Below are 22,002 nucleotides of genomic sequence, written 5' to 3' on the forward strand. Positions count from 1 at the left end.
TTCCCGATATCGGTTGCAACGAGGACCATCACGCTCAGCAAAGACCCAAGCCCCCCGTCTGGCGGGGCTACGGTGTCGTTCAGAACTCCTGCCAGTTGCCGGCGTCGATCATTGCCTGCTCTGCGCGCACGGTTTTGCGAAGTGCTGGCTTGATCGGAGCTCTGGTTGTCGCGCGGGATGCTTTTGCCGTCAGCTTGCTACCTGCTGGTGCTATTCCATTCGTGGCATGACGGCTGTCGAGCCGGAACAGCGCGACCGTCTGGCTCAGGGCGCTGGCCTGTTCTTCCATCGCGCGGGCGGCGGCGGTGGCTTCTTCCACCAGCGCGGCGTTCTGCTGGGTGCTTTCATCCATCTGCATCACGGTCTGGCTGACCTGCTCGATGCCGGCCGACTGCTCCTGCGAGGCGGCGGAGATCTCGGCCATGATGTCGGTCACGCGTTGTACGCTGCCGACGATTTCACCCATCGTGGTGCCGGCCTGGTGCACCAGTGCGGAGCCTTCGGACACTTTCTCCACCGAGTCATCGATCAGGGTCTTGATCTCCTTGGCGGCCGCGGCCGAACGCTGTGCCAAGGTGCGCACTTCCGAGGCGACCACGGCGAAACCGCGGCCCTGTTCGCCAGCACGCGCCGCTTCCACCGCGGCGTTGAGCGCCAGGATGTTGGTCTGGAAAGCGATGCCGTCGATCACCGTGATGATGTCGGCGATCTTCTTCGACGACTGCTCGATCGCGGTCATGGTGGTGACCATCTGCAGGGCGACTTCACCCCCCTGGGACGCGATGGTATGCGCGCCGATCGCCAGCTGGTTGGCCTGACGGGCATGCTCGGCGTTCTGGCGGACGGTGGAGGTCAGTTCCTCCATCGAGGCGGCGGTTTCCTCCAGATTGGCGGCCTGCTGCTCGGTACGCTGCGACAGGTCCTGGTTGCCGGTGGCGATCTCGCTGGCGGCGAGGTTGATGCTGCCTGCGGCTCCCTGGATACGGCTGACGATATCGGTCAGTTTTTCCACTGTGATATTGGCGTCGTCGCGCATCTGCGCGAATACCCCTTGGAAATCCCCCTGCATGCGCTGGGTCAGGTCGCCTTCGGCAATGGCCTGCAGCAGCACCGACAGGGAGTGCAGGTTGGCATCGGAGCGGGCCATCAGCTGGTTCAGGTCCGACACCATGTCGCGGAAGCCGAACTGGAAGCGCGATTCGTCGCCGCGTGCGGAGAAATCGCCGCGCACCGCCGCCTGGCTCAAGGTGCCGATCTCGTTGCTGATGGCCAGCAGGTTGGCCTTGACCGTATCCATGGTCTGGGTGAGCACCGCCTTCTCGCCGGGCAAGCGCAGGAAGTTTTCGCTCAGGTCGCCAATGGCATAGCGCCCCATCAGCGCGCTGACCGCGTTGGCCGCATCGATATGACTGCCGACCAGGGCGTTGAGTTCGGCCACCATCAGCCCGTAGTCGCCGGGGAAACGGTTGTGGTCGATGCGGAAGCTGATCTGGCCCTCGTCGTGAAGTGTGGCCATCTCGCGCTGGGCGGTGATGACCGCGCGCAACTGGTTCTGCATCTCGTCCATGCTCTGCAGCAGCTGGCCGGATTCATCGCGGGCCTCAATCAGGATCCGGTTGTCGAGCTGGCCGCGGGCGATGGCGTGTGCGACCTGGCTGGCATTGCGCAGTGGACTGACGATGGAGCGGGCGATTGCCCAACCCAGCAGTACGGCCAGCAGTACCAGTGCCGTCATCACGACCAGCGTGACAATCACGGTGTTGCGATAGATGGCGCTGGTCTCATCGATCTGCTGGTTGAGATGCTTGATGTTGTAGTCCGACAGCTCCTTGACCGCACCGAACAGGGCGTAGCGCGCCGGATTCGACTCTGTGGTCGAGATCAGTTCCGCCGCATCATGGTCGCGCTCATCCAAGGCCGCAGCCAGACGTTCATGGGCAGCGAAATAGGCTACCCGTGCGGCGATGACGCGGTCGTAGATCGCACGCTCGTTGGTACTGGATTCGCTGGGAATCGCGTCATAGGCCTTCTCGGCGTTCTCGATGACGCTGCGGGCGCTGGCCAGTTGCGCGATGAAACGGTCGGCCTCCTGCGGATCGTTCCTGCGGGCGATGCGGGCCAGCTCGAAGGTGCGGAACTCGCCCAGCGAGGCGCGCATTTCGCCCAGATGTTCCACCGCCGGCATCCAGTTGTCGCGGATCGCCTCCAGCTGCGTGTTCAGTGCGGACAGGCGCATCAAAGACAACACGCCCAGGGCGATGGTCATCAGCGTCGTTACGGTGAATGCCACTGCCAGCTTTCGGGCAATGGGAAGGTCAAGGAACCACTTCATGGGAATCGGGTGCTCGTATCGGAACAGGGGAGGGGGCCGAGGCTGCTGGGGAGGCGGCTTCGTCGTTGCCTGGACTGATAGCGACTTGGGACGGTGTCGCTTGAGTAAAAGACGCTTTTGGATGGTCCGAAATGTCTATGCAAAATAATCACTTGCGTGAATGCGCGGCGACATGAGGGGCCTGTTTCTGAAGTAAAAAGCCCCCGCCCGAAGGGGCGAGGGCTGCAAGCGCGACGAACACGGCTGCGGCGGGTTTCAGAATTCCTGCCAGCTGTCCTCGTTGCTGGAGGGAAGCGGGAGTGGACGTGTATTGGCGGTCATCGCGCGCGGCTGCCGTGCCGGTTTCAGTGCGGGAATCGCCGGGGCACGGTGCACGTGTGCCATCGCCGCGGGGGCAGCGGTGGCATCCAAACGGAATACCGCCACAGCAGCGGCCAGCAACCGGGCCTGTTCCTCCATCGCGCGCGCGGCGGCGGTGGCTTCCTCCACCAGCGCGGCGTTCTGCTGGGTGGTTTCGTCCATCTGCATCACCGTCTGGTTGACCTGCTCGATGCCTGCGCTTTGCTCCTGCGAGGCGGCGGAAATCTCGGCCATGATGTCGGTCACGCGCTGCACCGAAGAGACGATCTCGCCCATGGTGGTGCCGGCCTGGCGGACGAGCTTGCTGCCGCCGGTCACATTCTGCACAGATGCATCGATCAGCTCCTTGATCTCCTTGGCAGCCGCGGCCGAACGCTGGGCCAGGGTACGCACTTCACTGGCGACCACGGCGAAACCGCGGCCCTGTTCGCCGGCGCGCGCCGCTTCCACCGCCGCGTTGAGCGCCAGGATGTTGGTCTGGAAGGCGATGCCATCGATCACCGAGATGATGTCGGCGATCTTCTTCGATGAACCCTCGATGGCATCCATCGTGGCCACCACCTGGCCGACCACTTCACCGCCCTGTGAGGCGACGGTGTGCGCGCCGATGGCCAGCTGGTTGGCCTGGCGGGCCGATTCGGCGTTCTGGCGCACGGTGGAGGTCAACTCCTCCATCGAGGCGGCGGTTTCCTCCAGGTTGGCGGCCTGTTGCTCGGTCCGCTGCGACAGGTCCTGGTTGCCGGTGGCGATCTCGCCGGCGGCCTGGTTGATGCTCGATGCCGCGTGCTGGATGCGGCCGACAATGCCGGTCAACTGCGAGACCGTGGCATTGGCGTCGTCGCGCATGGTGGCGAACACACCATGGAATTGGCCGTGCATCCGCGCGCTCAGGTCGCCACTGGCGATGGCCTGCAGCAGTCGGGAGACTTCCAGCAGGTTGTCATCGGTGGTTTCCATCAGGCTGTTCAGGCCGGCCACCATGTCACGGAAATCGTGCTGGTAGGCGTCCAGATCGCCGCGCTGTTTGAAGTCGCCGACGGCCGCGGCCGAGGCCAGGCGCTTGATCTCGCTGTTGATGGCGGCCAGGTTCTGCTTGATCGTCGCCATGGTGTCGGTGATGACACGCTTCTCGCCTGGCAACACCGGCATATCCGGCGTCAGGTCGCCGATGGCATAGCGCTGGACGATCCCGATGGCCTGCATTTTCACGTTGATATGGTTGGTGACCAGATTGTTGGTCTCGGCCACCATCACCCTGTAGTCGCCAGGGAAGGCATCGGCGTCGATGCGGTAGCTGATGCTGCCGCCATCGTGCTGGCGTGACATTTCAACCTGTGCATCGATCACCGCCCGCAGCTGGGCCTGCATGCGCTGCATCGCGCTGAGCAGCTTGCCCACTTCGTCCTGCCGCGAGCTGTCGATGCTTCCTTCGAGTTTGCCGGCGGCCACATCGTTGGCGACGCGGACGGCATCACCCAGGGGCCGTACGATGGCACGCACAATCAGCATGCCCAACCCGGCTGACAACAGTGCCAGTGCAATGATCGACAGCACGATGGCCATGCTGCTACGGCTGTGGCTGCGGTTGGCGTTGGCGATCTGGCTGTCGAGGGTGGCGACGCTGTACTCGTTCAAGGCCTTCAAGGCATCGAACAGTACCCGGCGTTTGGGGCGGGACTGCTCGTCGGAGACCGCCTGCGCGCTGACCGGATCACCGCTGGCCAGGGCCTGTTCGATCAGGCGGTGCGCGGCGAAATAGTCTTCCAGCGCGGAAGCGACCTTGGCGTACAGGGCTTTTTCCTGGCTGTCGCTGTGGAGCGCTTCATAGCGGGTCTTGAGTTTGGCGACAGCATCTTCGATCTCGGACATGCGGCGGTCGTAGTCGGCGACCGCCTCGGGCTCGTTCAGACGGGTGAGCTGGGCGATCTCGAAGGTGCGGTACTCGCCCAGCTGGGAGCGGATTTCGCCCATGTATTGCACCGACGGCATGTCGCGGTTGCTGACGGCTTGCAGCTGGTTGTTGGCGGCATCCAGTCGCAACAGGGCAAAACCGCCCAGCACAATGGTGGTCAGTGTTGTCAGCGTGAATGCGATCGCAAGTTTCCGTGCGATCGTGAGGTTGCGAAAGAACTCCATTACAGACTCTCCGAATCGACTACAGGTAGGGCATGCCCGCCAGAAGCGCCAGATCGGGCACAACGGGGGAGAGAAAAGGTGTTCGAAAGCGCGTTCTTTGCCCGGTGGCAGCCGGGCTGATACGGGTAGCGGCGCGCGCGGAATTTCCTGAAGTGCGGCCGCGAAAGGGCGTTGCGAAGGCGCCGGCTGCCGCCCAGGACCGCGCGGTGGCGCGGCGGTCAGGGTTTTTGCGGTGGTCAGAAATGCAGCTGTGCGCGCAGGCTCAGCAGATGCGGGTCGACGTGGGACCCAGCCCGCCGGGCGTCGGCACGGACGTAGTTGCCCTGGAACTTCAGGTTCGGCCCCAGGTACCAGTTGGCACCCAGCGTCCAGCTTCTGGCGCGACCGCCGGCGATGCCGGCGTCGTCCAGATCAAGGTGATCGCGGCGCAGCAGCAGTTCGACTGCGCCATGGCGATGGCCCGGTTTGGGGTTGCCGACATTGCCGGCGGAGTACGGACGGGATTCGCCGGTCACCAGCCAGCTGGCGCTGGCATAGCCGCCATACCCGCGGTAGTCCGGAAGGCCGCTGCCGCGCCGGGCCGTCTGTTGCTGGTATTCGCCCTGCAGCGACCACGGCCCGTTGATCCACAGCGCTTCAATCCCCCGACGCTGCAATTGCTGGATGTCCCGCAGGGTGCCCGAGTCGACCAGCCGGTCGGTGGTCAGCGCTGAACCGGCACGCGCCCGCCAACGGGCGGTGGGTGCGCGGTACTGGTCGCGTCCGTCGACTTCGCCTTCCGGGGATTCCTTCGAGGCGGACACGCCCAGGTGGAGAACGTTTCCCGATGCCTTCCAGGGTGTCCATGCCAACCGCGCCGCAGCGGTGTCGCCCCGGTTGTTGCCCTGCAGATCGGAGCCGAAGTAGTACCCGGCGTTGAGGATGTACAGAGGCTGCTCGTATGCCCAGTCCACACCGGTGCGGCGGCTTTCATAGAACGCCTGGGTCGGCAGCGAGGCTTCGATGTAGCTGCCGGCACGTGATGCGGTCGCCCCCTCGAATCCCACTGCCATCTTGCTCTGGCCCAGACGCAGTTTGCCCAGGTCCCGACCGAACAGTGCCTTGGTCTCCAGGCGCAGCGCCACATCCAGCCAGGTCTTTGACTGGAAGTCGTAGCCGACAGTGACGTCATAGCGGCCGGCGCGCTTGTAGCCGATGCCGAACTCCTTTCGGCGCCAACCGGTGTCGTCATGCAGCACGGCACCGGCATGTCCGCTTCCCGAGAAATCGGCGGCGTCGTAGGCGACGTTGCCGGTCAGCGTCAGCTCGTCGCCGCTGGCGGTTTTCAGCCGGGGGGGCCATGTCTGGGTCTGGGCCGCGGCGGGCAGGGTCACGCACAACAGCAGGCAGGGCAGGGCGATACGTTTCATGCGGATCCACGGCAGGGAAAATGCACAAGAAGAAGCGCCATGACCGGAAGATCATGGCGCTGCGGATGGAACGGGGATGATCAGCCGTGGCTCAGGCGGCTTGCTGCATGCGCAGCGAGCGGACCAGTCCGCCGATATCGACAATCAACGCCACGCGTCCATCGCCGAGGATGGTGGCGCCGGAGACGCCGGCGATGCGGCGATAGTTGTTCTCGATGTTCTTGACCACCACCTGTTGCTGGCCGACCAGTTCATCCACTTCCAGTGCGATCTTCTGGCCATCGCCCTCGACCACGACCACCAGCGGATCGGCATTGGTCCGGCCGCTGTAGCCATAGTGCTCACTCAGCGACAGGATTGGCAGGTACTCGCCCCGCACGCGCAGCACACGGCCTTCGCCGGCCATGGTGCGGATGTCATCGGCCTGGGGCTGCAGCGCTTCGAGCACGTAGGCCAGTGGCAGGATCAGGGTTTCACCGGCCACCGACACGGTCATGCCGTCGAGGATGGCCAGGGTCAGCGGCAGCCGGATCAGCACACGGGTGCCGGCGCCGGTATTGCTTTCCAGCTGCACTTCGCCGCCCAGCGCCTGGATATTGCGGCGGACCACGTCCATGCCCACACCGCGTCCGGACAGCTCGGTCACCGCATCGGCGGTGGAGAAGCCGGGCTGGAAGATCAGATCCCAGACCTGCGGATCGGTCGGGTTGTCGGGCACGTTGAGGCCGCGCTCGTAGGCTTTTTCCAGAATCTTGGCGCGGTTCAGGCCGCGGCCGTCGTCGCTGACTTCGATCACGATATGGCCGCCCTGATGCGAGGCCGCCAGGGTGATCGTGCCGGTCTCGTCCTTGCCGGCGGCGCGACGCACGTCGGGCATTTCCAGACCATGGTCGATCGAGTTGCGCACCAGATGGACCAGCGGATCGGCGATCTTCTCGATCAGCCCCTTGTCCAGTTCGGTGCCTTCGCCGATCGTGCGCAGGCGGACCTGCTTGCCCAGTCGCGAGGACAGGTCACGGACCAGTCGCGGGAAGCGGCGGAACACGGCGTCCACCGGCAGCATACGCACGCTGATGACGGCTTCCTGCAGGTCGCGGGTGTTGCGTTCGAGCAGGTCCAGCCCGGCGAACAGCTGTTCGGCGTGGACCGGATCCAGGCCGCCGGACACCTGCTTGAGCATGGCCTGGGTGATGACCAGCTCGCCGACCAGGTTGATCAGCGCATCGACCTTGTCCACGCTGACACGGATCGAGCTTTCGGCTTCGTGGCTGTTGCCGCTGGGGGTGGCCGCGGCGGCCGGTGAACGCGCCGGCTCGGCGACAGCACCGTTCTCGGCAGCCGGCATCGCCAGACTCGGCGGTGCGGCCGGACGGATATCCAGCTCGCAGTCGTCCACCACCCAGGCGAAGGTGTCTTCGATCTTGCTGCGTGGCACCTTGCCGATCAGGCCCAGATCCCAGGCCAGGTAGGCTTCCAGCGGATCGAGCTGGTTGAAGCCGGGCAGGCGCTCCACGCGCGCGGCCACCTGCAACGAGCCCAGGGTCTCCAGTTCGCGGATGATGCGCAGCGGGTCGTTGCCGCTCATGAACAGTGACGGCGCCGGGGTGAAGCCGATCTGCCAGCCGTCCGGGGTTTCGTCTTCGGTTTTGGCGGCGGCCACCGGGGCGGCCTGGCCGGAAAGCACGGCCTGCAGACGGGCAGTCACGGCCTGCACGGCCTGCGGATCGGCCGGCTGGCCATGCTCCACTTCCCGCAGCAGCGCGCGCAGCACATCCACCGAGGTCAACATCGCATCGATGGCGGCCGGTTCCAGTGCCCGCTTGCCGGCACGCAGCTCGTCCAGCAGCGTTTCCAGCACATGGGTCAGATTGGCCATGGCGTCGAAGCCGAACGTCCCGGCGCCCCCTTTGATCGAGTGGGCGGCGCGGAACACCGAGTTGATGATCTCCGGATCCAGTTGCCCGCCTTCCAGCGCCAGCAGGCCAGCTTCCATTGCGTCCAGTCCTTCGCGGCTTTCTTCGAAGAAAGTGGCGTGGAAACGTTGCAGGTCCATGCTCATCAGCGGGTTCCGTGGTGGGGGGCGGGGAGGGCGATCAGCCCAGGACTTTCTGGACGGTGGCGACGAGCTGTTCGGGGTTGAACGGCTTCACCAGCCAGCCGGTAGCGCCGGCGGCCTTGCCTTCGGACTTCTTGTCGGCCGCCGATTCGGTGGTAAGCATCAGCATCGGGGTGAACTTGTAGTCGGCCAGCTGGCGCAACTCGCGGATCAGCGAGATGCCGTCCATGTTGGGCATGTTCACGTCGGTCACCACCGCGTTGAAGCGCTGGCCTTTGGCGCGGCCCAGGGCCACGGCGCCGTCTTCGGCCTCCTCGACGGAATAGCCGGCCGAAGTGAGGGCGAAAGAGACCATCTGGCGCATCGACGCCGAATCGTCCACCACCAAGATACGTGCGCTCATGCGGCGTTCTCCACAGATTTCAGTTGATCAGAGGTTGCTTCCAGCCCGAAGGTCTGGAGGACGCCGAGCAGTCGCGCGGCGTCGAGGAAGGTGTTGGTGCCGTTGTCGAAGACGGTGCTGTGGCCTGCCTGGCGGCGGGCGATCACAAAGGCGCACAGCACCTGCACGGCCGCGGTGTGGATGCGGCCGACCTGGCTGGCATCCACGCGCAGCTCGCCGGTCTGTTCCAGATAGGGGGCAAGCTGTTGTTTCAAATCGCTGCTGGTCTCGATGCCGAGATCCTGTGCCAGTGCCACTGTGCTCATCATTGCTCCGGACGAACGTTACTAGGGCAATTAGCGGCCGCTTCTGGCGCATCTTTAGCGCTGTCGCCGCGCCGGATGGCCGGCAGGGCAGCGGCGCCGGGGTCAGTGCAGCAGCTGCGCGGCATCCAGCAGGATCATCGGTTGCCGGCCAAGGCGGGCCACGCCACGGAACAGCGCGTTGGAAATCTGGCAGATGCGCGCGGTATCGGGTGGCTCGATCTGGGAGTCGGTCAGGTTGGCCACGTCCTCCACCGCCGACACGCGCAGTCCCAAGGTGTCGCCGTTCTCTTCCAGCACCACGATGCGGGTCTGGCTGTCCTCGATGATCGGTGCAAAGCCCAGGTGCAGGCCCAGATCAATCACCGGAACCACCTGGCCGCGCAGGTTCATGATGCCCAGCATCGAGGGCGCGGTGCCGCGCAGACCGAGCAGCGGCACCGGCAGGACCACTTCCTGGACCTTGAGCAGTTCCAGCGCATAGGTCTGGCCGCCGCAGCGCAACCGCAGCCAGCGCGAGGTGCGCTCGCTGGCACGGCGCTGGCGTGGCTGGTAGGCCTCGCGGGCCTGCGCCTGCAAGGTGGCCCAGGCATTGCCAGTCCCCGGGGCGGGCGGCATCGCCGCCGCCATGCGCGGCGGGGGGGCTGTCGCAGGCGCGGGAGCGGCGACGGCCGGCGCGACGGTGACCGGCGCCGCATCGACGATGGGAGCTGGCTCGGATTCGGACGCCGTTGTCGGCCCTGCCGCTGCGGGTTCTGGCAGCGGTTCGGGTTCCGGTTCGGGCTTGGGCTCGGGTACAGCCGGCAGCGCCATGGCGATGGCCTCGACCGCTGCCGCAGGCGCGGCCGGTACTACGGTCTGCAGCAGTTCGCCCAGATAGTCATCCAGCACGTCGGTGTTGCTCATGCCGCGTGCTCCAGCAGGCTGGCATCGGCGCCGCGCAGCCATTCCAGCGCCCGCCGGTAGGCCAGCAGCGCACGACCGGGATAGGCGTCGCCGATCGCCGGTACCGTCAGCGCGTTCGGGTTGGAGATGCTGGTGTCCACCGGGATCGCCTCTTCCCAGACGCGCGCGCCGTGCCGGTCCTGCATCTGCTTGAGGGTTTCGTTGCCGGTGCGGGTGCGGCGGTCGAACAAGGTCGGCAGGATCGAGATCGGCAGCGGACGCTGGCGCGAGCGCTCGACCATCTCGCCCGTGCGGACCATGCCGTCGAGCCCGTGCAGCGCCAGCGGCTCGGCCTGGGTGGGAATGATCAGACGATCGGCGGCGGCCAGCGCGTTGATCATCAGCAGGCCCAGCGTGGGCGCGCAGTCCAGCAGGATGTAGTCGTGCTGCCCGCCATGGCGGGTGAACGCCTGTTGCAGGGCGAGCCCCAGCCCGGGCTGGTTGGCGCTGCGGCGCTCCAGCGTGGCCAGTGCCGCCTGGGCGCACAGGTAATCCAGGCCGGGAATGCGGCTGGCATGGCTGAGCGCGCCGATATCGGCCGGCGGCGTGGCGAACAGCTCCAGTACGCCGGTCGGTGCCGGTTCGAGCGGGACGCCGAACGCCCGGGTCAGCGAGGAGTGCGGATCCAGGTCGATCAGCAGGACCTTGTGGCCCAGCGCGGCCAGGCCGCGACCCAGCGCCAGCGTGGTTGTGGTTTTGCCAACGCCACCTTTCTGGTTGGCAACGGCCCAGATACGCATCAATGCACTCCTTCAATAGCATCCGTCAGGACCGGGCTGGCGGCCCGGGCTGGCGGGGGGGCGCCGTCGCCGGCGCTGGCCGGCGCAGGGGCGTCGGCAGCCGCGGTGGTGATGCCGTCGGACAGCGCGTCCACGCTGGCGGCGGAATCGGCCAGGATGATCACCATCACCCGGCGGTTGCGGTTGCGGCCTTCGGCCAGCGTGTTGCTGTCGCGCGGGCGGAATTCGCCGTAGCCCACCATCGCCAGCCGGTCCGGCTGCACCCCGTGATCGGCGAACAGGTGCACCACGCTGGCCGCGCGCGCGGCCGACAGCTCCCAGTTGGACGGGAACTGCGCGGTGGCGATCGGCAGGTTGTCGGTATGGCCCTCCACGCGCACGCCATTGGGCGCGGCCTGCAGCACTTCGGCCAGTTTGGCCAGGGTTTGGCGGGCGTCGCGGTCCAGTGCCGCCGAGCCGGTGCCGAACAGGATGTCGCTGTTGATCTCGACCTCGATCCACAGCTCGGTGCGGCGCACGGTGATCACACCTTGTTTGACCAGCGGAGCCAGGGCTTCGCTGAGCTGGTCGGCGATCTGATTGAGCTGGCGCTCGGCCCGTTGCAGCTGCGCGTGGTCGCGCATCGATACGGGCATGCGCATCTGCGAGGCCATCGCCGGCAAGCGGGTAGGGTCATTCATCGCGCCGCCGGTCATGCTTGGGGCGCGGATCACCGAGGGGCTGTCAAAACCGCCCCCCTGCAGCTGCTGGTTGCCCACCTGCACCTGGCTGACGGTACGCGGCGCGCCGCCGAAGGCGGTGGTCAAGGCATCGGCCATCACCCGGTATTTGCCCTCGTTGACCGAGGAAATGGCGTACATCACCACGAAAAAGGCGAGCAGCAGCGTCATCAGGTCGGCATACGGGATCGCCCATGCCTCGTGGTTGCCGTGTTCTTCGTGTGGTTTGCGACGGGCCATGGCTCAGTTCACGAAGCCGGCCAGGCTGGTTTCGATATTGCGCGGGTTCTCGCCCTGGGCAATGGCGATCAGCCCTTCGATGATCATCTCGTGCTCGCGGCTGTTGTGGGCGATCACGCCCTTGAGCTTGGCGGCCACGGGCAGGAACAGCAGGTTGGCCGAGGCGATGCCGTAGATGGTGGCGGTGAACGCCGCGGCGATGCCGTGGCCAAGCTTGCTCGGATCGGCCAGGTTCTTCATCACCGCGATCAGGCCCAGCACCGCACCGATGATGCCCAGGGTCGGGGCGTAGATGCCCATGCCCTCGAACACCTTGGTCGCGGCCAGGTCACGGTGTTCCTGGCTGCCCAGTTCGATCTCCATGATGTGGCGGATGGTTTCCGGCTCCACGCCATCGACCACCAGTTGCAGGCCTTTGCGTACGAACGGGTCGTCCTGCAGCTCCACCTGCGGTTCCAGTCCGAGCAGACCCTGGCGGCGGGCGATGTTGCTCCAGTCCACGATCTGCTGGATCAATGCCTGACGGTCACTTTCCGGCGGCCGCACCACCCAGCGCACGATCTTGAAGGCGTGCTTGAAGACGGCCGGCGAGGTGTGCAGCAGGATCGCCGCCGCCGTGCCGACGATGACGATCACAAACGCCGCCGGCGACCACAGCGACGACAGCCCGGCACCTTTCAGGATGCTGCCGCCGACCAGCGAGGCCAGCGCGAGAAAAAGTCCGATGATGCTGAGTCTGTCCATTTGAAAGGTATCGGCCTTGAGTGGGGCTACTTGAACGGGAAGCGTCAGTCCTGCGGGTTGCGCAGGCCATCGACGTCGAGGATCAGTGCCATGCGGCCATCACCGATCAGGGTCGCGCCGGCGTAGCCCGGCAGACCGCGCAGCGCCTTGGGCAGGGGTTTGATCACCACTTCTTCGCGGCCCCGCACCTGATCCACCACCAGGCCGAAGCGCGCTTCGCCGACCTGCAGCACGACAATGGTCAGCAGCTGCGAGGCCGCCGGGGTCACGTCCAGCCAGCGGCGCAGGTCCACCAGCGCCAGCGTGTGCGACTTGCGGTCCAGTACCGCGCGGCCGTCGAACCAGCCCAGCGCGGTGGCCGGGGCGTGCAGCACTTCCATCACGCGCGCCAGCGGCAGCGCGTAGACATCCTGACCGGCCTGCACCAGCAGCGTCGGCAGGATTGCCAGGGTCAACGGCACACGGATCAGGAAGCGGCTGCCGCGACCGAGTTCGGACTGGATCTGGATCTGGCCGCTGAGTTCGCGGATGCGCGACTGCACCACGTCCATGCCCACGCCGCGACCGGAGATATCGGTGACCTGCTGTTTGGTCGAAAAGCCGGGCAGGAACACCAGGTGCAGGCATTCCTCGCTGCTCAGGCGGGCGGCGGCTTCCGGATCGATCAGGCCCTTCTCGCGGGCCTTGGCGCGCAGGCGCTCGGGATCGATGCCGGCCCCGTCATCCTGGATCTCGATGGAGACGTAGTCGCCTTCCTGCTGCGCGGTCAGGCGGACCTGGCCCACGCGCGGTTTGCCCTGCGCTTCACGTAAGTCGGGCGCTTCCACGCCGTGGTCTATGGCGTTGCGCACCAGGTGCACCAGCGGATCGGCCAAGGCTTCGACCAGATTGCGGTCCAGCTCGGTGTCGGCGCCGATCAGCTCCAGGTCCACTTCCTTGTTCAACGAGCGGGCCACGTCACGGGCGACCTTGGGGAAGCGCGAGAACACCTTGCCGACCGGCTGCATGCGCGTGCGCATGACTGCCGATTGCAGGCGCGCGGTGGCGATATCCAGGGTGGACACGGCACGATCCAGTTCTTCGTCCTTCAATCGCGTACGCAGGGTCTTGAGACGGTTGCGGGCCAGTACCAGCTCACCGATCAGGTTGACGATGGCATCCAGCCGCTTGGTGTCCACGCGTACCGTCTGCTCGGCTTCGGTCGCCTTGCCTGTGGCTTTGGGTGGCGGTGCCGGCCGGGAGGCCGGGGCAGGAGGCGTTGCCGTTGCGGCGGGCGCTGGCGGCGCAGCGGCAGCAGGTTGCGCGCCGGGGGCGGCGCCTCCATGCAGCTGGTCGAGCAACGCTTCAAACTCATCTTCGCTGATCAGGTCATCGCCCGCTTTGGCTGCGGGGGCCGCGCCGGGCGCGGTGGGGCCGTGCAGGGCGTCCAGCAGCGCTTCGAACTCGTCCTCGCTGATCAGGTCGCTGTCGGCGGCGGCCGGCGCGGTCTTCACCGGCGCAGCGACGGGCGCCGCGCCGATGTCGAACTGGGCGATCAGGCTGGCCGGGGCATGGGCCGGGTCGGTGCCGGCGGAGACCGCATCGAGCATCGACTGCAGCCAGTCCAGCGATTGCTGGGCGGCATCGAAATGATGGGCCAGCAATTGGGCCTTGCCGGACCGGGCCATGCCCAGGGTTTCTTCTGCCGCATGGCACAGCTCGACCATCGGCGTGATCGACAGGAAGCCGGCGCCGCCCTTGAGCGTGTGGAAACCGCGGAACACCACATTGAGCTGGTCGGCATCCTGCGGGGCCTGTTCCAGCGCCACCAGTTGCTCGCCGAGGCGATCGAGGATTTCCTGCGCTTCAAGGATGAAGTCGGCGGCGATGTCGTCGGCAAAAGCACTCATGTGTTTACAGCCCCAGATCCGAGAGCAGGTCGTCAGCGTCATGCTGGGAGACGGCGTGGCGGTCCAGGCCGCTGACCGCCGGGCCAGCCAGCCCGGCATTGCGCGCGTCTTCCTCCGGTGGCGGCAGCCCCAGCGCACCGAAGCCTTCGTGCACGCGGCGGACGATGCCGACCACGCGACGGATGATCTGCCCGGTCAGGTCCTGGTAGCTCTGGGTCAGCGCCACCTCGGTGAGGTTGTGGCGGATGCGGTCCAGGATCACGTCCTGTCCGGGATTCAGGCCTTCGGCGCGCAGCTGTTCGGTCAGCGTGCGGCATTCCTCGGCCAGGTCCAGCGTGCGATGGGTCGCTTTTTCGGTCATCTCGACCACGTGGTCCAGGCGCGCGCAGGCATCGTCCAGTTCGCCGGCATCGGTGGTGATGCTGGGCAGTTCGCCCAGCGCCTGGCCCAGTTCGCGGGCCAGCCGGCCCAGGCCGGCCATCATCGGCTGGGTGCGCAGCGCGGCCAGCGCGTCGATCTCGCGACGCCAGCCGGCTTCGTCACCGCTCTCCAATGCGGCCAGTGCATCCTGCAGGCGCTGGATCAGGGCGCTCTTGTCGCCCAGGGTTTCGCTGTGACCGGCCATCAGGCGCTCGCCGCCAGACGCTCGAAGATCTTGCCGAGCTTTTCTTCCAGGGTCTGCGCGGTGAACGGCTTGATGATGTAGCCGTTCACGCCGGCCTGGGCCGCTTCGATGATCTGTTCGCGCTTGGCCTCGGCGGTGACCATCAGCACCGGCAGGGTCTTGAGCCTGGCGTCGGCGCGGATCGCCTTGAGCAGCTCGATACCGGTCATTACCGGCATGTTCCAGTCGGTGACAACGAAATCGAACGGCTGGCTCTGCAGCAGCGACAGCGCCGCATGCCCGTCCTCGGCTTCCGCGGTATTGGTGAAGCCCAGGTCGCCGAGCAGGTTCTTGACGATGCGGCGCATGGTCGAGAAGTCATCGACGATCAGGATGCGCATGTTCTTGTTCAAAGGGCTTTCCTCTTCATGGTTCCTCGAGTCCGGCGTCTGCCGCCTCGAATATCTTCAATCGGCCGCGCAGGCGCAGCGTGGCCTGGCCGTGGATCTGGCAGACACGCGATTCGCTGACACCCAGTACCGCGCCGATTTCCTTCAGGTTCAATTCCTGCTCGTAGTAGAGCGAGAGCACCAGCTGTTCGCGCTCGGGCAATTGGGCGATGGCCTTGCCCAGTTCGGCGCCGAACTGGCTGCGTTCGAGCATCTGCTGCGGGGTCGGGCCGCCGCTGGCCGGCGTGTCCAGCTCGCCCTGGTCCTCGATCCGCGATTCCAGGCTCAGCACCTGGCCACGCGAGGCGTCTTCGATCAGCCGCATGTACTCGGGCAGCGGGATGTCCATGGCCTCGGCCACCTCGGTGGCGCTGGCGGCACGGCCGCTGGCCTGCTCCAGCCGGCGGATGGTACCGGCCGCTTCACGGGCACGCCGGTGCACCGAGCGTGGCACCCAGTCGCCGCGCCGGATCTCGTCGATCATCGAGCCGCGGATGCGGATCGAGGCATAGGTCTCGAACGATGCTCCCTGGTCGGCATCGTAGCTGCGCGATGCTTCCAGCAGACCCATCATGCCTGCCTGGATCAGATCGTCGATCTCCACGCTGGCCGGCAGGCGCGCGGCCATGTGATGGGCGATGCGGCGTACCAGGTCCGCGTGCTGGGCGATGCAGTCATTGCTGCTGGCGCGTTGCACTTCACGGTACTGGGCGGCGGGATTCATGCAGGCACCCCGCGCTGGATGATGCGTTCCAGGAAGAACTCGACGCCGCCGCGGGCTTCGGTCGGGGCTTCCCAGCGCGAGGTTCGCAGCGCGATTTCCTGGAGGGCCAGCGCGGCCGGCGAAGACGGATACGCCTTCACCACCGGCTGCTGGCGCTGCACCGACAGGCGCAGCCAGTCGTCCTGCGGCACGCAGCCCAGGTAGTTCAGCGATACATCCGCCAGGAACTTGTCGCACACGCGCACCAGCTTCTCGTACAGCACGCGGCCTTCGTTGGGGTCGCGCACCATGTTGGCCACGACCTGCATGCGGTCCACACCGCGTTCGCGCGAGAGCACCTTGATCAGCGCATAGGCGTCGGTGATCGAGGCCGGTTCGTCGCAGACCACCACCACTGTGTCCTGCGCGGCCTGGCAGAAGGTCAGCACGCTGTCGGTGATGCCGGCGGCGGTGTCGATGATCATCACGTCCAGCTCGCGTTCGAGCTCGGAGAACACGTTGACCAGACCGACATGCTCGGCCGGCTGCAGCTCGGCCATGTGCCGGCGACCGGATGCGGCCGGCACCACCAGCACGCCGTTGGGGCCTTCGATGATCACCTCGTCCAGCGTGCAGCGCCCGGCAACCAGGTCGGCCAGGGTGTGCTTGGGCTGCAGGCCCAGGATCACGTCGATGTTGGCCAGGCCCAGGTCGGCGTCCAGCAGCAGGGTGCGTTTGCCCATGCCGGCCAGGGCGACGGCCATATTGGCCGAGACGTTGGTTTTACCCACGCCGCCCTTGCCGCCGGTGATCGCAATCGTGCGTACCGGACCGGCCGGCTCGCGACGCGTGGCCGAAAGCGGGAAGGTGTTGGTCAGTTGGGCGTACTCACGCGACGGCATTGTTGGACTCCAGGTTGCAGGGCATATCGGCCGCGCGGCGCAAATCTTCAAGGCGAAGTACAAGATTCGCCGCCGAGGCGCGATGCAGGTCCTCCGGCACGTCCTGGCCGTCGGTCACCCAGGTGATCGGCAGGTTGTGGTCCACCGCCACCGACAGCGCCGAACCGAACCGGCCGGTCTCATCGAGCTTGGTCAGCACCAGCCCCTGCGGATTGGCGGCGCCGAAGCGGCGTACCACCTCGTCCATGTCCTGGAAACTGGTATTGGCAGGCAGTACCAGCAAGGTGCGGATCTGGCCGGCGGCGCGCAGCCACTGCAGCTGGGCGGCCAGGGCGCGGTCGCGCTGGCCCAGGCCGGCGGTGTCGATCAGCACCAGCTTGTAGTCGGCCAGGCGCTCCAGCAGCTGGTTGAGATTGGTGCCGCTGTTGGCCTCGTGCACGGCCACGCCGAGCTGGCGGCCGAAGCCGTAGAGCTGCTCGCGGGCGCCGATGCGCTGGGTGTCGGTGGTGACCAAGGCCACGTCGCGGGCGGCGTGGGCTTCGGCAAAACGCGAGGCCAGCTTGGCGATGGTGGTGGTCTTGCCGGCGCCGGTGGGGCCGACCAGGGCGATGACGCCGCCGCTTTCGATCGGGTCGATCGGCGCGATCGGCAGCTTCTTCGAGACCAGCCCCAGCATCAGGCCACGGGCGCGGGCCGGATCGGTCTCCAGCGGAATCTGCATGACCACGTCCCGGGCCAGACCGGCGTCGAAGCCGTATTCGTCCATCAGGTCCAGCGCGCTGGCCCGCACGGTGCTGCCGCGCAGGCGCTCATCGGTGAAGCGGTTCATCTCGCGCTCGATCAGCTGGCGCATGCCGGCCACTTCCTGGCGCAACTCGCGCATCTGCGCATCGTCGTGCGGGGCCGGGCTGGCCACGGCGACCAGCGCCGGGCCGGCCGCCGCCGTGGAGATGGCAGGTGCCGCGGCCGGTTCCGGCAAGGCCGACCGCTGTGGCGGGGTCGCCGGCGTGCTGGCAGCTTCTGCAGCGGGCGCCACTTCAAAGGTGGGCTCCGCCGCGGGTTCCAGCGGTGGATCGATCAGGAAATTGGCGCGGTTGAGCGCTGGCACCGGCGCGGCCTGCAGCGGCTGCGAGGCGGCAACGGCAACCGGCTGCCTGGCGCTGCCCGGCGCGAGGAAGACCGGCACCACCGGTTCGTCATCACACGGCGGCAGCGTGGCGAACGTCTGCGGCGGCAGCACTGTCGCTGCCGGGGCGGGTTCCGGGCGCGGCTGCAGCATCGCGGCGAAACGGCCGCGGGCGGGCAGGTCGGTGGTGCTCTCGATGGAGCGGCCGGTGGCGCCCACGGCCGAGCGGGCCAGCGCGGCCACGGCCGAGGTGGTGGGGATGACGGCCTCCGGCTCCGGCGCCTTGCGGCGGGTCACGGCGGCCATGATCGCTTCGGCGGCACTGCGCGGCTTGGGCGGCGCCGGCGGGGCCGGGCGTGCGGCTTCCAGTGCGCGCTGCACCACGGCTTCGTCGTAGCTGGCGGCCGCCACGATCTCGACACCTTCCTCGATCCGCCGGTTGGACAGGATCACGGCATCCGGGCCGTGCTCCTTGCGCACCAGGTTCATGGCCGTACGCATATCGGCGGCGACGAAACGTTTGATTTTCATGCTGTGGTACCGGGAATTGGAGTGCGGTTGCAAGGAAGGCGAGGGGGCGTTGGCAATGTCATGCATGGCGGGAGGTGCTCCTTCGTCCTTCATTGCTGCGGATAGGGTTCAGATGTCTGTTTTCCGTCGCGGGTGCCGGTTTCCAGTGCCTCAACTGATCGTGCCGACCAGTTTCAGGCGCTTGTCTTCCGGCACTTCGCTGTAGGCCAGCACCGACAGCGAGGGCACGCTGTGGCGGACCATCCGGGCGAGTGCGGCACGGACCGGGCCTGGTACCAGCACCACCGCCGGCTCGTTGCGCGCCTCCTGCTTGCCCACACATTCGGCAAGACTTTGATGGAGGCGTTCGGCGAGACCCGGTTCCAGTGCGGCACCATTGCCTTGCGTGGATTCCTGCAAGACCCGTTCCAATTGCGGGTTGAGGGTGAACACCGGCAGCTCGGCCGACATTCCGGCGATCTCCTGCACGATGAAACGGCCCAGCGCGTTGCGCACGGCGGCGGTAAGGATGGCCGGGTCCTGGGTCTGCGGGGCGTTCTCCACCAGGGCCTCGGCGATCTTGCGCAGCTGCCGTACCGGGATGCGCTCGGTGAGCAGGTTCTGCAGCACGCGGGCGACCACGGAAATCGGCAGCGCCTTGGGGGTGAGATCTTCCACCAGCTTGGGCGCGCTCTTGGCCAGCGTGGCCAGCAGCTGCTGCACTTCCTCGTGGCCGAGCAGCTCGGGCGCGTGTTCGCGGATCAGGTGCGACAGGTGCGTGGCGACCACGGTGGCCGGGTCGACCACGGTGTAGCCCATCGACTCGGCATGGGCGCGCTGGTGTGGCTGGATCCAGGTCGCGTCCAGGCCGAACGCCGGGTCCTTGCCGGGAATACCGTCCAGCTGGCCCAGTGCGCTGCCCGGATCCAGCGCCAGTTCGCGGTCGGGATGGATCTCGGCGCTGGCCACCGGCACGCCGTGGATCAGCAGCCGGTAGCCGGTCGCCGGCAGCTCCAGGTTGTCGCGGATATGCACCGAGGGAATCAGGAAGCCGACATCCTGGGTGAGCTTGCGGCGTACGCCCTTGATGCGCGCCATCAACTCGCCGCCCTGGGCCTTGTCCACCAGCGGAATCAACCGGTAGCCGACTTCCAGACCCAGCGGATCGATCGGGCGCAGTTCGTCCCAGGTCAGCTCGGCGGTAGGGGCCGGCTGCGGCGGGGACAGGCCCGGGATGTCGCCGGGCACGGTGGCCGGATCGGCGCCGCTGGCGGCCGCGGCGCCGTCACGTTTCCAGAACTTCCAGGCCAGGAAGCCGAGAATCGCCGCCAGCGTCAGGAAGGCGACGTTGGGCATGCCCGGCACCAGGCCGACCAGGCCGATGATGCCGGCGGCGATGGCCAGGGCACGGTACTGGCCGAACACCTGGCCCATCATCGCCTGGCTCATGTCCTGCTTGCGCGAGGCGCGGGTGACCAGCAGTGCGACCGCGCTGGACACCAGCAGCGCCGGCAGCTGCGCGACCAGGCCGTCACCGATGGACAGCAGGGTGTAGGTGGCGGCCGCGTCGCCGAACGGCATGCCGTGCTGCAGCACGCCAACGGCCAGGCCGCCGAGCAGATTGATGAACAGGATCAGGATGCCGGCGATCGCATCGCCGCGGATGAACTTGTTGGCGCCATCCATCGCACCGTAGAAATCGGCTTCCTCGCGGACTTCCTCGCGACGGATCTTGGCTTCCTCGCGCGTCAGCAAACCGGCGTTGAGGTCGGCATCGATGGCCATCTGCTTGCCGGGCATGGCATCGAGGGTGAAGCGTGCGGCCACTTCGGACACGCGTCCGGCGCCCTTGGTGATGACCACGAAGTTGATGATGGTCAGGATCGCGAACACCACGATGCCGACGGCATAGTTGCCGCCGATCACGAATTCGCCGAACGAGGCGATCACCTTGCCGGCCGCCTCGTGGCCGTTCTGGCCATTGAGCAGGATCACCCGGGTGGAGGCCACGTTCAGTGCCAGCCGCAGCATCGTGGTGATCAGCAGCACGATCGGGAAGATGGTGAAATCCAGCGGCCGCTGCACATAGACCACCGCCAGCAGCACCATCAGCGAAATGGCGATGTTGAAGGTGAACAGTGCATCCAGCACCGGCGCGGCCAGTGGCATCACCACCATCGCCAGCAGTGCCAGCACGATCAATGGCGTTCCCAGCCCGTTGCGCATCATCTCCAGCGCCCGGCGCACCCCAAACGGCATCGATTGCACGCTCATGGCGTGCCTGCCTTGCCGAATTCATCCACCTCGAACGGCGGTTGCGCGGGCATGGGTCCGGTGCGCCACTGGCGCAGCTGGTAGACGTAGGACAGGACCTGGGCAACAGCCGAATACAGTCTCACGGGAATTTCCTTGCCGAGTTGCCCTTCTCTATACAAGGCGCGTGCCAAAGGCGGAGCGGAGACGATGGCGACCTTGTTGCCGTCGGCCACCTGGCGAATGCGCAGGGCCAGCTCATCGACACCGCGGGCCACCACCGTCGGCGCGTTCATGCGGCCACCTTCGTACTTCAGTGCCACCGCGTAGTGGGTCGGGTTGACCACGACGACGTCGGCGCTGGGCACCGCTTCCATCATCCGCCGCTGCGACAGCTGCATCTGCATCTGGCGGATGCGGCCCTTGATCTCGGGGCTGCCTTCGCTTTCCTTGAGCTCGCGCTTGAGCTCCTCGCGGGTCATCTTCAGCTTCCGCAGCCAGTTCCACTTCTGGTACGGCGCGTCGATGGCCGCCAGCAGGCACATCGCCCCGGCGGTGGCCAGCAGCAGCTGCAAGGTGAAGCCGAACCCGCTGCTGGCCGCGCTCTCCAGCGGCATGCGCAGCAGCCCGCGCAAGCGGTCCATGCCATGCCACATGCACAGCCCGGCGGCGGTGCCGACGAATACGATCCGCAACAGGGACTTGGCCAGTTCGGCCAGGGCTTCCGGGCCGTACTGCCGCTTGAGCCCGTTCATCGGATTGAGCCGGTTGAAATCCGGCATCAGCGCCTTCTGCGAGACGCGCAGGCCCCCCATCACCACCGGGGCCACAAAGCTGGCCAGCACGCACACCAGGATCAGCGGTGAAATGGCCACCATCAACTTCAACAGGAGCCAGCCGGCGTGCCCGAACAGCGCGTCAGGGTTGCGGAACAGCGCCGCCTCCGGGGTCAGGGCACCACGCAACCAGCTGCGGGTGCCACTGCCGATGGTGCCGGCCATCGCGTAGATGGCCAGCACGCCCGCGCTGAACACCGCGGCGGTGGCCAGCTCGCGCGAACGCGGGATATTGCCCTGTTCGCGGGCGTCGCGCAGGCGTTTTTCGGTGGGAAGTTCGGTCTTTTCGCCGGACTGGTCGTTCTCGGACATCACGCGGCACGGAAGGGGAGCTTACTGTCTCC

17 protein-coding genes and 1 pseudogene are annotated in these 22,002 nt (G+C 66.7%); all 18 read right to left on the minus strand.

Annotated features, from left to right (window positions below):
• Positions 1 to 79: 79 nt before the first annotated feature.
• The 18 genes and pseudogenes from ARC78_RS13435 to flhB all read right to left on the minus strand — a co-directional run bounded on the left by ARC78_RS13435 (position 80) and on the right by flhB (position 21,970).
• A complete protein-coding gene (locus ARC78_RS13435) occupies positions 80 to 2,332 on the minus strand; it encodes a methyl-accepting chemotaxis protein (RefSeq protein WP_057506484.1) in 2,253 nt (750 codons plus the stop codon).
• A gap of 255 nt (positions 2,333 to 2,587) precedes the next feature.
• A complete protein-coding gene (locus tag ARC78_RS13440; RefSeq protein WP_054656751.1) occupies positions 2,588 to 4,828 on the minus strand; it encodes a methyl-accepting chemotaxis protein in 2,241 nt (746 codons plus the stop codon).
• Between the two features lie 236 nt (positions 4,829 to 5,064).
• The gene (locus ARC78_RS13445) at positions 5,065 to 6,237 is read right to left on the minus strand and encodes an OprO/OprP family phosphate-selective porin (RefSeq protein ID WP_057506485.1); all 1,173 of its coding nucleotides are present in this window, start codon (positions 6,235 to 6,237) and stop codon (positions 5,065 to 5,067) included.
• Between the two features lie 91 nt (positions 6,238 to 6,328).
• Positions 6,329 to 8,296, minus strand: coding sequence for a chemotaxis protein CheA (locus ARC78_RS13450; RefSeq protein ID WP_054656752.1), 1,968 nt, complete (start codon positions 8,294 to 8,296; stop codon positions 6,329 to 6,331).
• 34 nt (positions 8,297 to 8,330) lie between these two features.
• Complete coding sequence (locus ARC78_RS13455) at positions 8,331 to 8,696, minus strand: response regulator (protein WP_054656753.1); 366 nt, start codon at positions 8,694 to 8,696, stop codon at positions 8,331 to 8,333.
• Positions 8,693 to 9,001, minus strand: a complete 309-nt coding sequence (locus tag ARC78_RS13460; RefSeq protein ID WP_054656754.1) for an STAS domain-containing protein — start codon at positions 8,999 to 9,001, stop codon at positions 8,693 to 8,695. The genes ARC78_RS13455 and ARC78_RS13460 overlap by 4 nt, the downstream gene beginning before the upstream one ends.
• 102 nt (positions 9,002 to 9,103) lie before the next feature.
• Positions 9,104 to 9,853 (minus strand): annotated as a pseudogene (locus ARC78_RS13465) (chemotaxis protein CheW); the annotation flags it as partial.
• 47 nt (positions 9,854 to 9,900) lie between these two features.
• Positions 9,901 to 10,683 (minus strand): ParA family protein, encoded by a 783-nt coding sequence (locus tag ARC78_RS13470; RefSeq protein ID WP_054660952.1) that lies wholly within the window; start codon positions 10,681 to 10,683, stop codon positions 9,901 to 9,903.
• Positions 10,683 to 11,642 (minus strand): flagellar motor protein MotD, encoded by a 960-nt coding sequence (gene motD / locus ARC78_RS13475; RefSeq protein WP_057506486.1) that lies wholly within the window; start codon positions 11,640 to 11,642, stop codon positions 10,683 to 10,685. The genes ARC78_RS13470 and motD overlap by 1 nt, the downstream gene beginning before the upstream one ends.
• A 3-nt stretch (positions 11,643 to 11,645) precedes the next feature.
• Positions 11,646 to 12,386 (minus strand): flagellar motor protein, encoded by a 741-nt coding sequence (locus ARC78_RS13480; RefSeq protein WP_057506487.1) that lies wholly within the window; start codon positions 12,384 to 12,386, stop codon positions 11,646 to 11,648.
• 44 nt (positions 12,387 to 12,430) lie between these two features.
• Positions 12,431 to 14,275: a chemotaxis protein CheA gene (locus tag ARC78_RS13485; protein WP_057506488.1), complete on the minus strand. Its 1,845-nt coding sequence runs from the start codon at positions 14,273 to 14,275 to the stop codon at positions 12,431 to 12,433.
• A 4-nt stretch (positions 14,276 to 14,279) separates the two neighbouring features.
• Positions 14,280 to 14,900, minus strand: coding sequence for a protein phosphatase CheZ (locus tag ARC78_RS13490; RefSeq protein WP_057506489.1), 621 nt, complete (start codon positions 14,898 to 14,900; stop codon positions 14,280 to 14,282).
• Positions 14,900 to 15,292, minus strand: a complete 393-nt coding sequence (cheY, locus tag ARC78_RS13495; RefSeq protein ID WP_054660041.1) for a chemotaxis response regulator CheY — start codon at positions 15,290 to 15,292, stop codon at positions 14,900 to 14,902. Before cheY ends, ARC78_RS13490 begins: the two co-directional genes overlap by 1 nt.
• Positions 15,293 to 15,305: 13 nt before the next feature.
• Positions 15,306 to 16,052 (minus strand): RNA polymerase sigma factor FliA, encoded by a 747-nt coding sequence (locus ARC78_RS13500; protein WP_054660043.1) that lies wholly within the window; start codon positions 16,050 to 16,052, stop codon positions 15,306 to 15,308.
• Complete coding sequence (locus ARC78_RS13505; RefSeq protein ID WP_054660045.1) at positions 16,049 to 16,933, minus strand: MinD/ParA family ATP-binding protein; 885 nt, start codon at positions 16,931 to 16,933, stop codon at positions 16,049 to 16,051. The genes ARC78_RS13500 and ARC78_RS13505 overlap by 4 nt, the downstream gene beginning before the upstream one ends.
• A complete protein-coding gene (gene flhF, locus ARC78_RS13510) occupies positions 16,920 to 18,590 on the minus strand; it encodes a flagellar biosynthesis GTPase FlhF (RefSeq protein ID WP_057506490.1) in 1,671 nt (556 codons plus the stop codon). The genes ARC78_RS13505 and flhF overlap by 14 nt, the downstream gene beginning before the upstream one ends.
• Before the next feature lie 150 nt (positions 18,591 to 18,740).
• Positions 18,741 to 20,843 (minus strand): flagellar biosynthesis protein FlhA, encoded by a 2,103-nt coding sequence (gene flhA / locus ARC78_RS13515; protein WP_057506491.1) that lies wholly within the window; start codon positions 20,841 to 20,843, stop codon positions 18,741 to 18,743.
• Positions 20,840 to 21,970 carry a flagellar biosynthesis protein FlhB gene (flhB, locus tag ARC78_RS13520; RefSeq protein ID WP_054659593.1) on the minus strand — a complete coding sequence of 377 codons (1,131 nt, stop codon included), beginning with the start codon at positions 21,968 to 21,970 and terminating at the stop codon, positions 20,840 to 20,842. Before flhB ends, flhA begins: the two co-directional genes overlap by 4 nt.
• Positions 21,971 to 22,002 lie beyond the last annotated feature (32 nt).

It is taken from the genome of Stenotrophomonas pictorum JCM 9942 (assembly GCF_001431585.1).
Classification (GTDB): Bacteria; Pseudomonadota; Gammaproteobacteria; order Xanthomonadales; family Xanthomonadaceae; genus Stenotrophomonas; species Stenotrophomonas pictorum.

What these genes read in the sequence shown, in the direction of transcription:
- ARC78_RS13490 (WP_057506489.1), bottom strand. Translation starts at nt 14,900, where the DNA reads ATGGCCGGTCACAGCGAAACCCTGGGCGACAAGAGCGCCCTGATCCAG.
- ARC78_RS13445 (WP_057506485.1), bottom strand. Translation starts at nt 6,237, where the DNA reads ATGAAACGTATCGCCCTGCCCTGCCTGCTGTTGTGCGTGACCCTGCCC.
- ARC78_RS13480 (WP_057506487.1), bottom strand. Translation starts at nt 12,386, where the DNA reads ATGGACAGACTCAGCATCATCGGACTTTTTCTCGCGCTGGCCTCGCTG.
- ARC78_RS13500 (WP_054660043.1), bottom strand. Translation starts at nt 16,052, where the DNA reads ATGAATCCCGCCGCCCAGTACCGTGAAGTGCAACGCGCCAGCAGCAAT.
- motD (WP_057506486.1), bottom strand. Translation starts at nt 11,642, where the DNA reads ATGGCCCGTCGCAAACCACACGAAGAACACGGCAACCACGAGGCATGG.
- ARC78_RS13460 (WP_054656754.1), bottom strand. Translation starts at nt 9,001, where the DNA reads ATGAGCACAGTGGCACTGGCACAGGATCTCGGCATCGAGACCAGCAGC.
- ARC78_RS13450 (WP_054656752.1), bottom strand. Translation starts at nt 8,296, where the DNA reads ATGAGCATGGACCTGCAACGTTTCCACGCCACTTTCTTCGAAGAAAGC.
- ARC78_RS13455 (WP_054656753.1), bottom strand. Translation starts at nt 8,696, where the DNA reads ATGAGCGCACGTATCTTGGTGGTGGACGATTCGGCGTCGATGCGCCAG.
- ARC78_RS13470 (WP_054660952.1), bottom strand. Translation starts at nt 10,683, where the DNA reads ATGCGTATCTGGGCCGTTGCCAACCAGAAAGGTGGCGTTGGCAAAACC.
- ARC78_RS13505 (WP_054660045.1), bottom strand. Translation starts at nt 16,933, where the DNA reads ATGCCGTCGCGTGAGTACGCCCAACTGACCAACACCTTCCCGCTTTCG.
- flhF (WP_057506490.1), bottom strand. Translation starts at nt 18,590, where the DNA reads ATGAAAATCAAACGTTTCGTCGCCGCCGATATGCGTACGGCCATGAAC.
- flhA (WP_057506491.1), bottom strand. Translation starts at nt 20,843, where the DNA reads ATGAGCGTGCAATCGATGCCGTTTGGGGTGCGCCGGGCGCTGGAGATG.
- ARC78_RS13485 (WP_057506488.1), bottom strand. Translation starts at nt 14,275, where the DNA reads ATGAGTGCTTTTGCCGACGACATCGCCGCCGACTTCATCCTTGAAGCG.
- flhB (WP_054659593.1), bottom strand. Translation starts at nt 21,970, where the DNA reads ATGTCCGAGAACGACCAGTCCGGCGAAAAGACCGAACTTCCCACCGAA.
- ARC78_RS13440 (WP_054656751.1), bottom strand. Translation starts at nt 4,828, where the DNA reads ATGGAGTTCTTTCGCAACCTCACGATCGCACGGAAACTTGCGATCGCA.
- ARC78_RS13435 (WP_057506484.1), bottom strand. Translation starts at nt 2,332, where the DNA reads ATGAAGTGGTTCCTTGACCTTCCCATTGCCCGAAAGCTGGCAGTGGCA.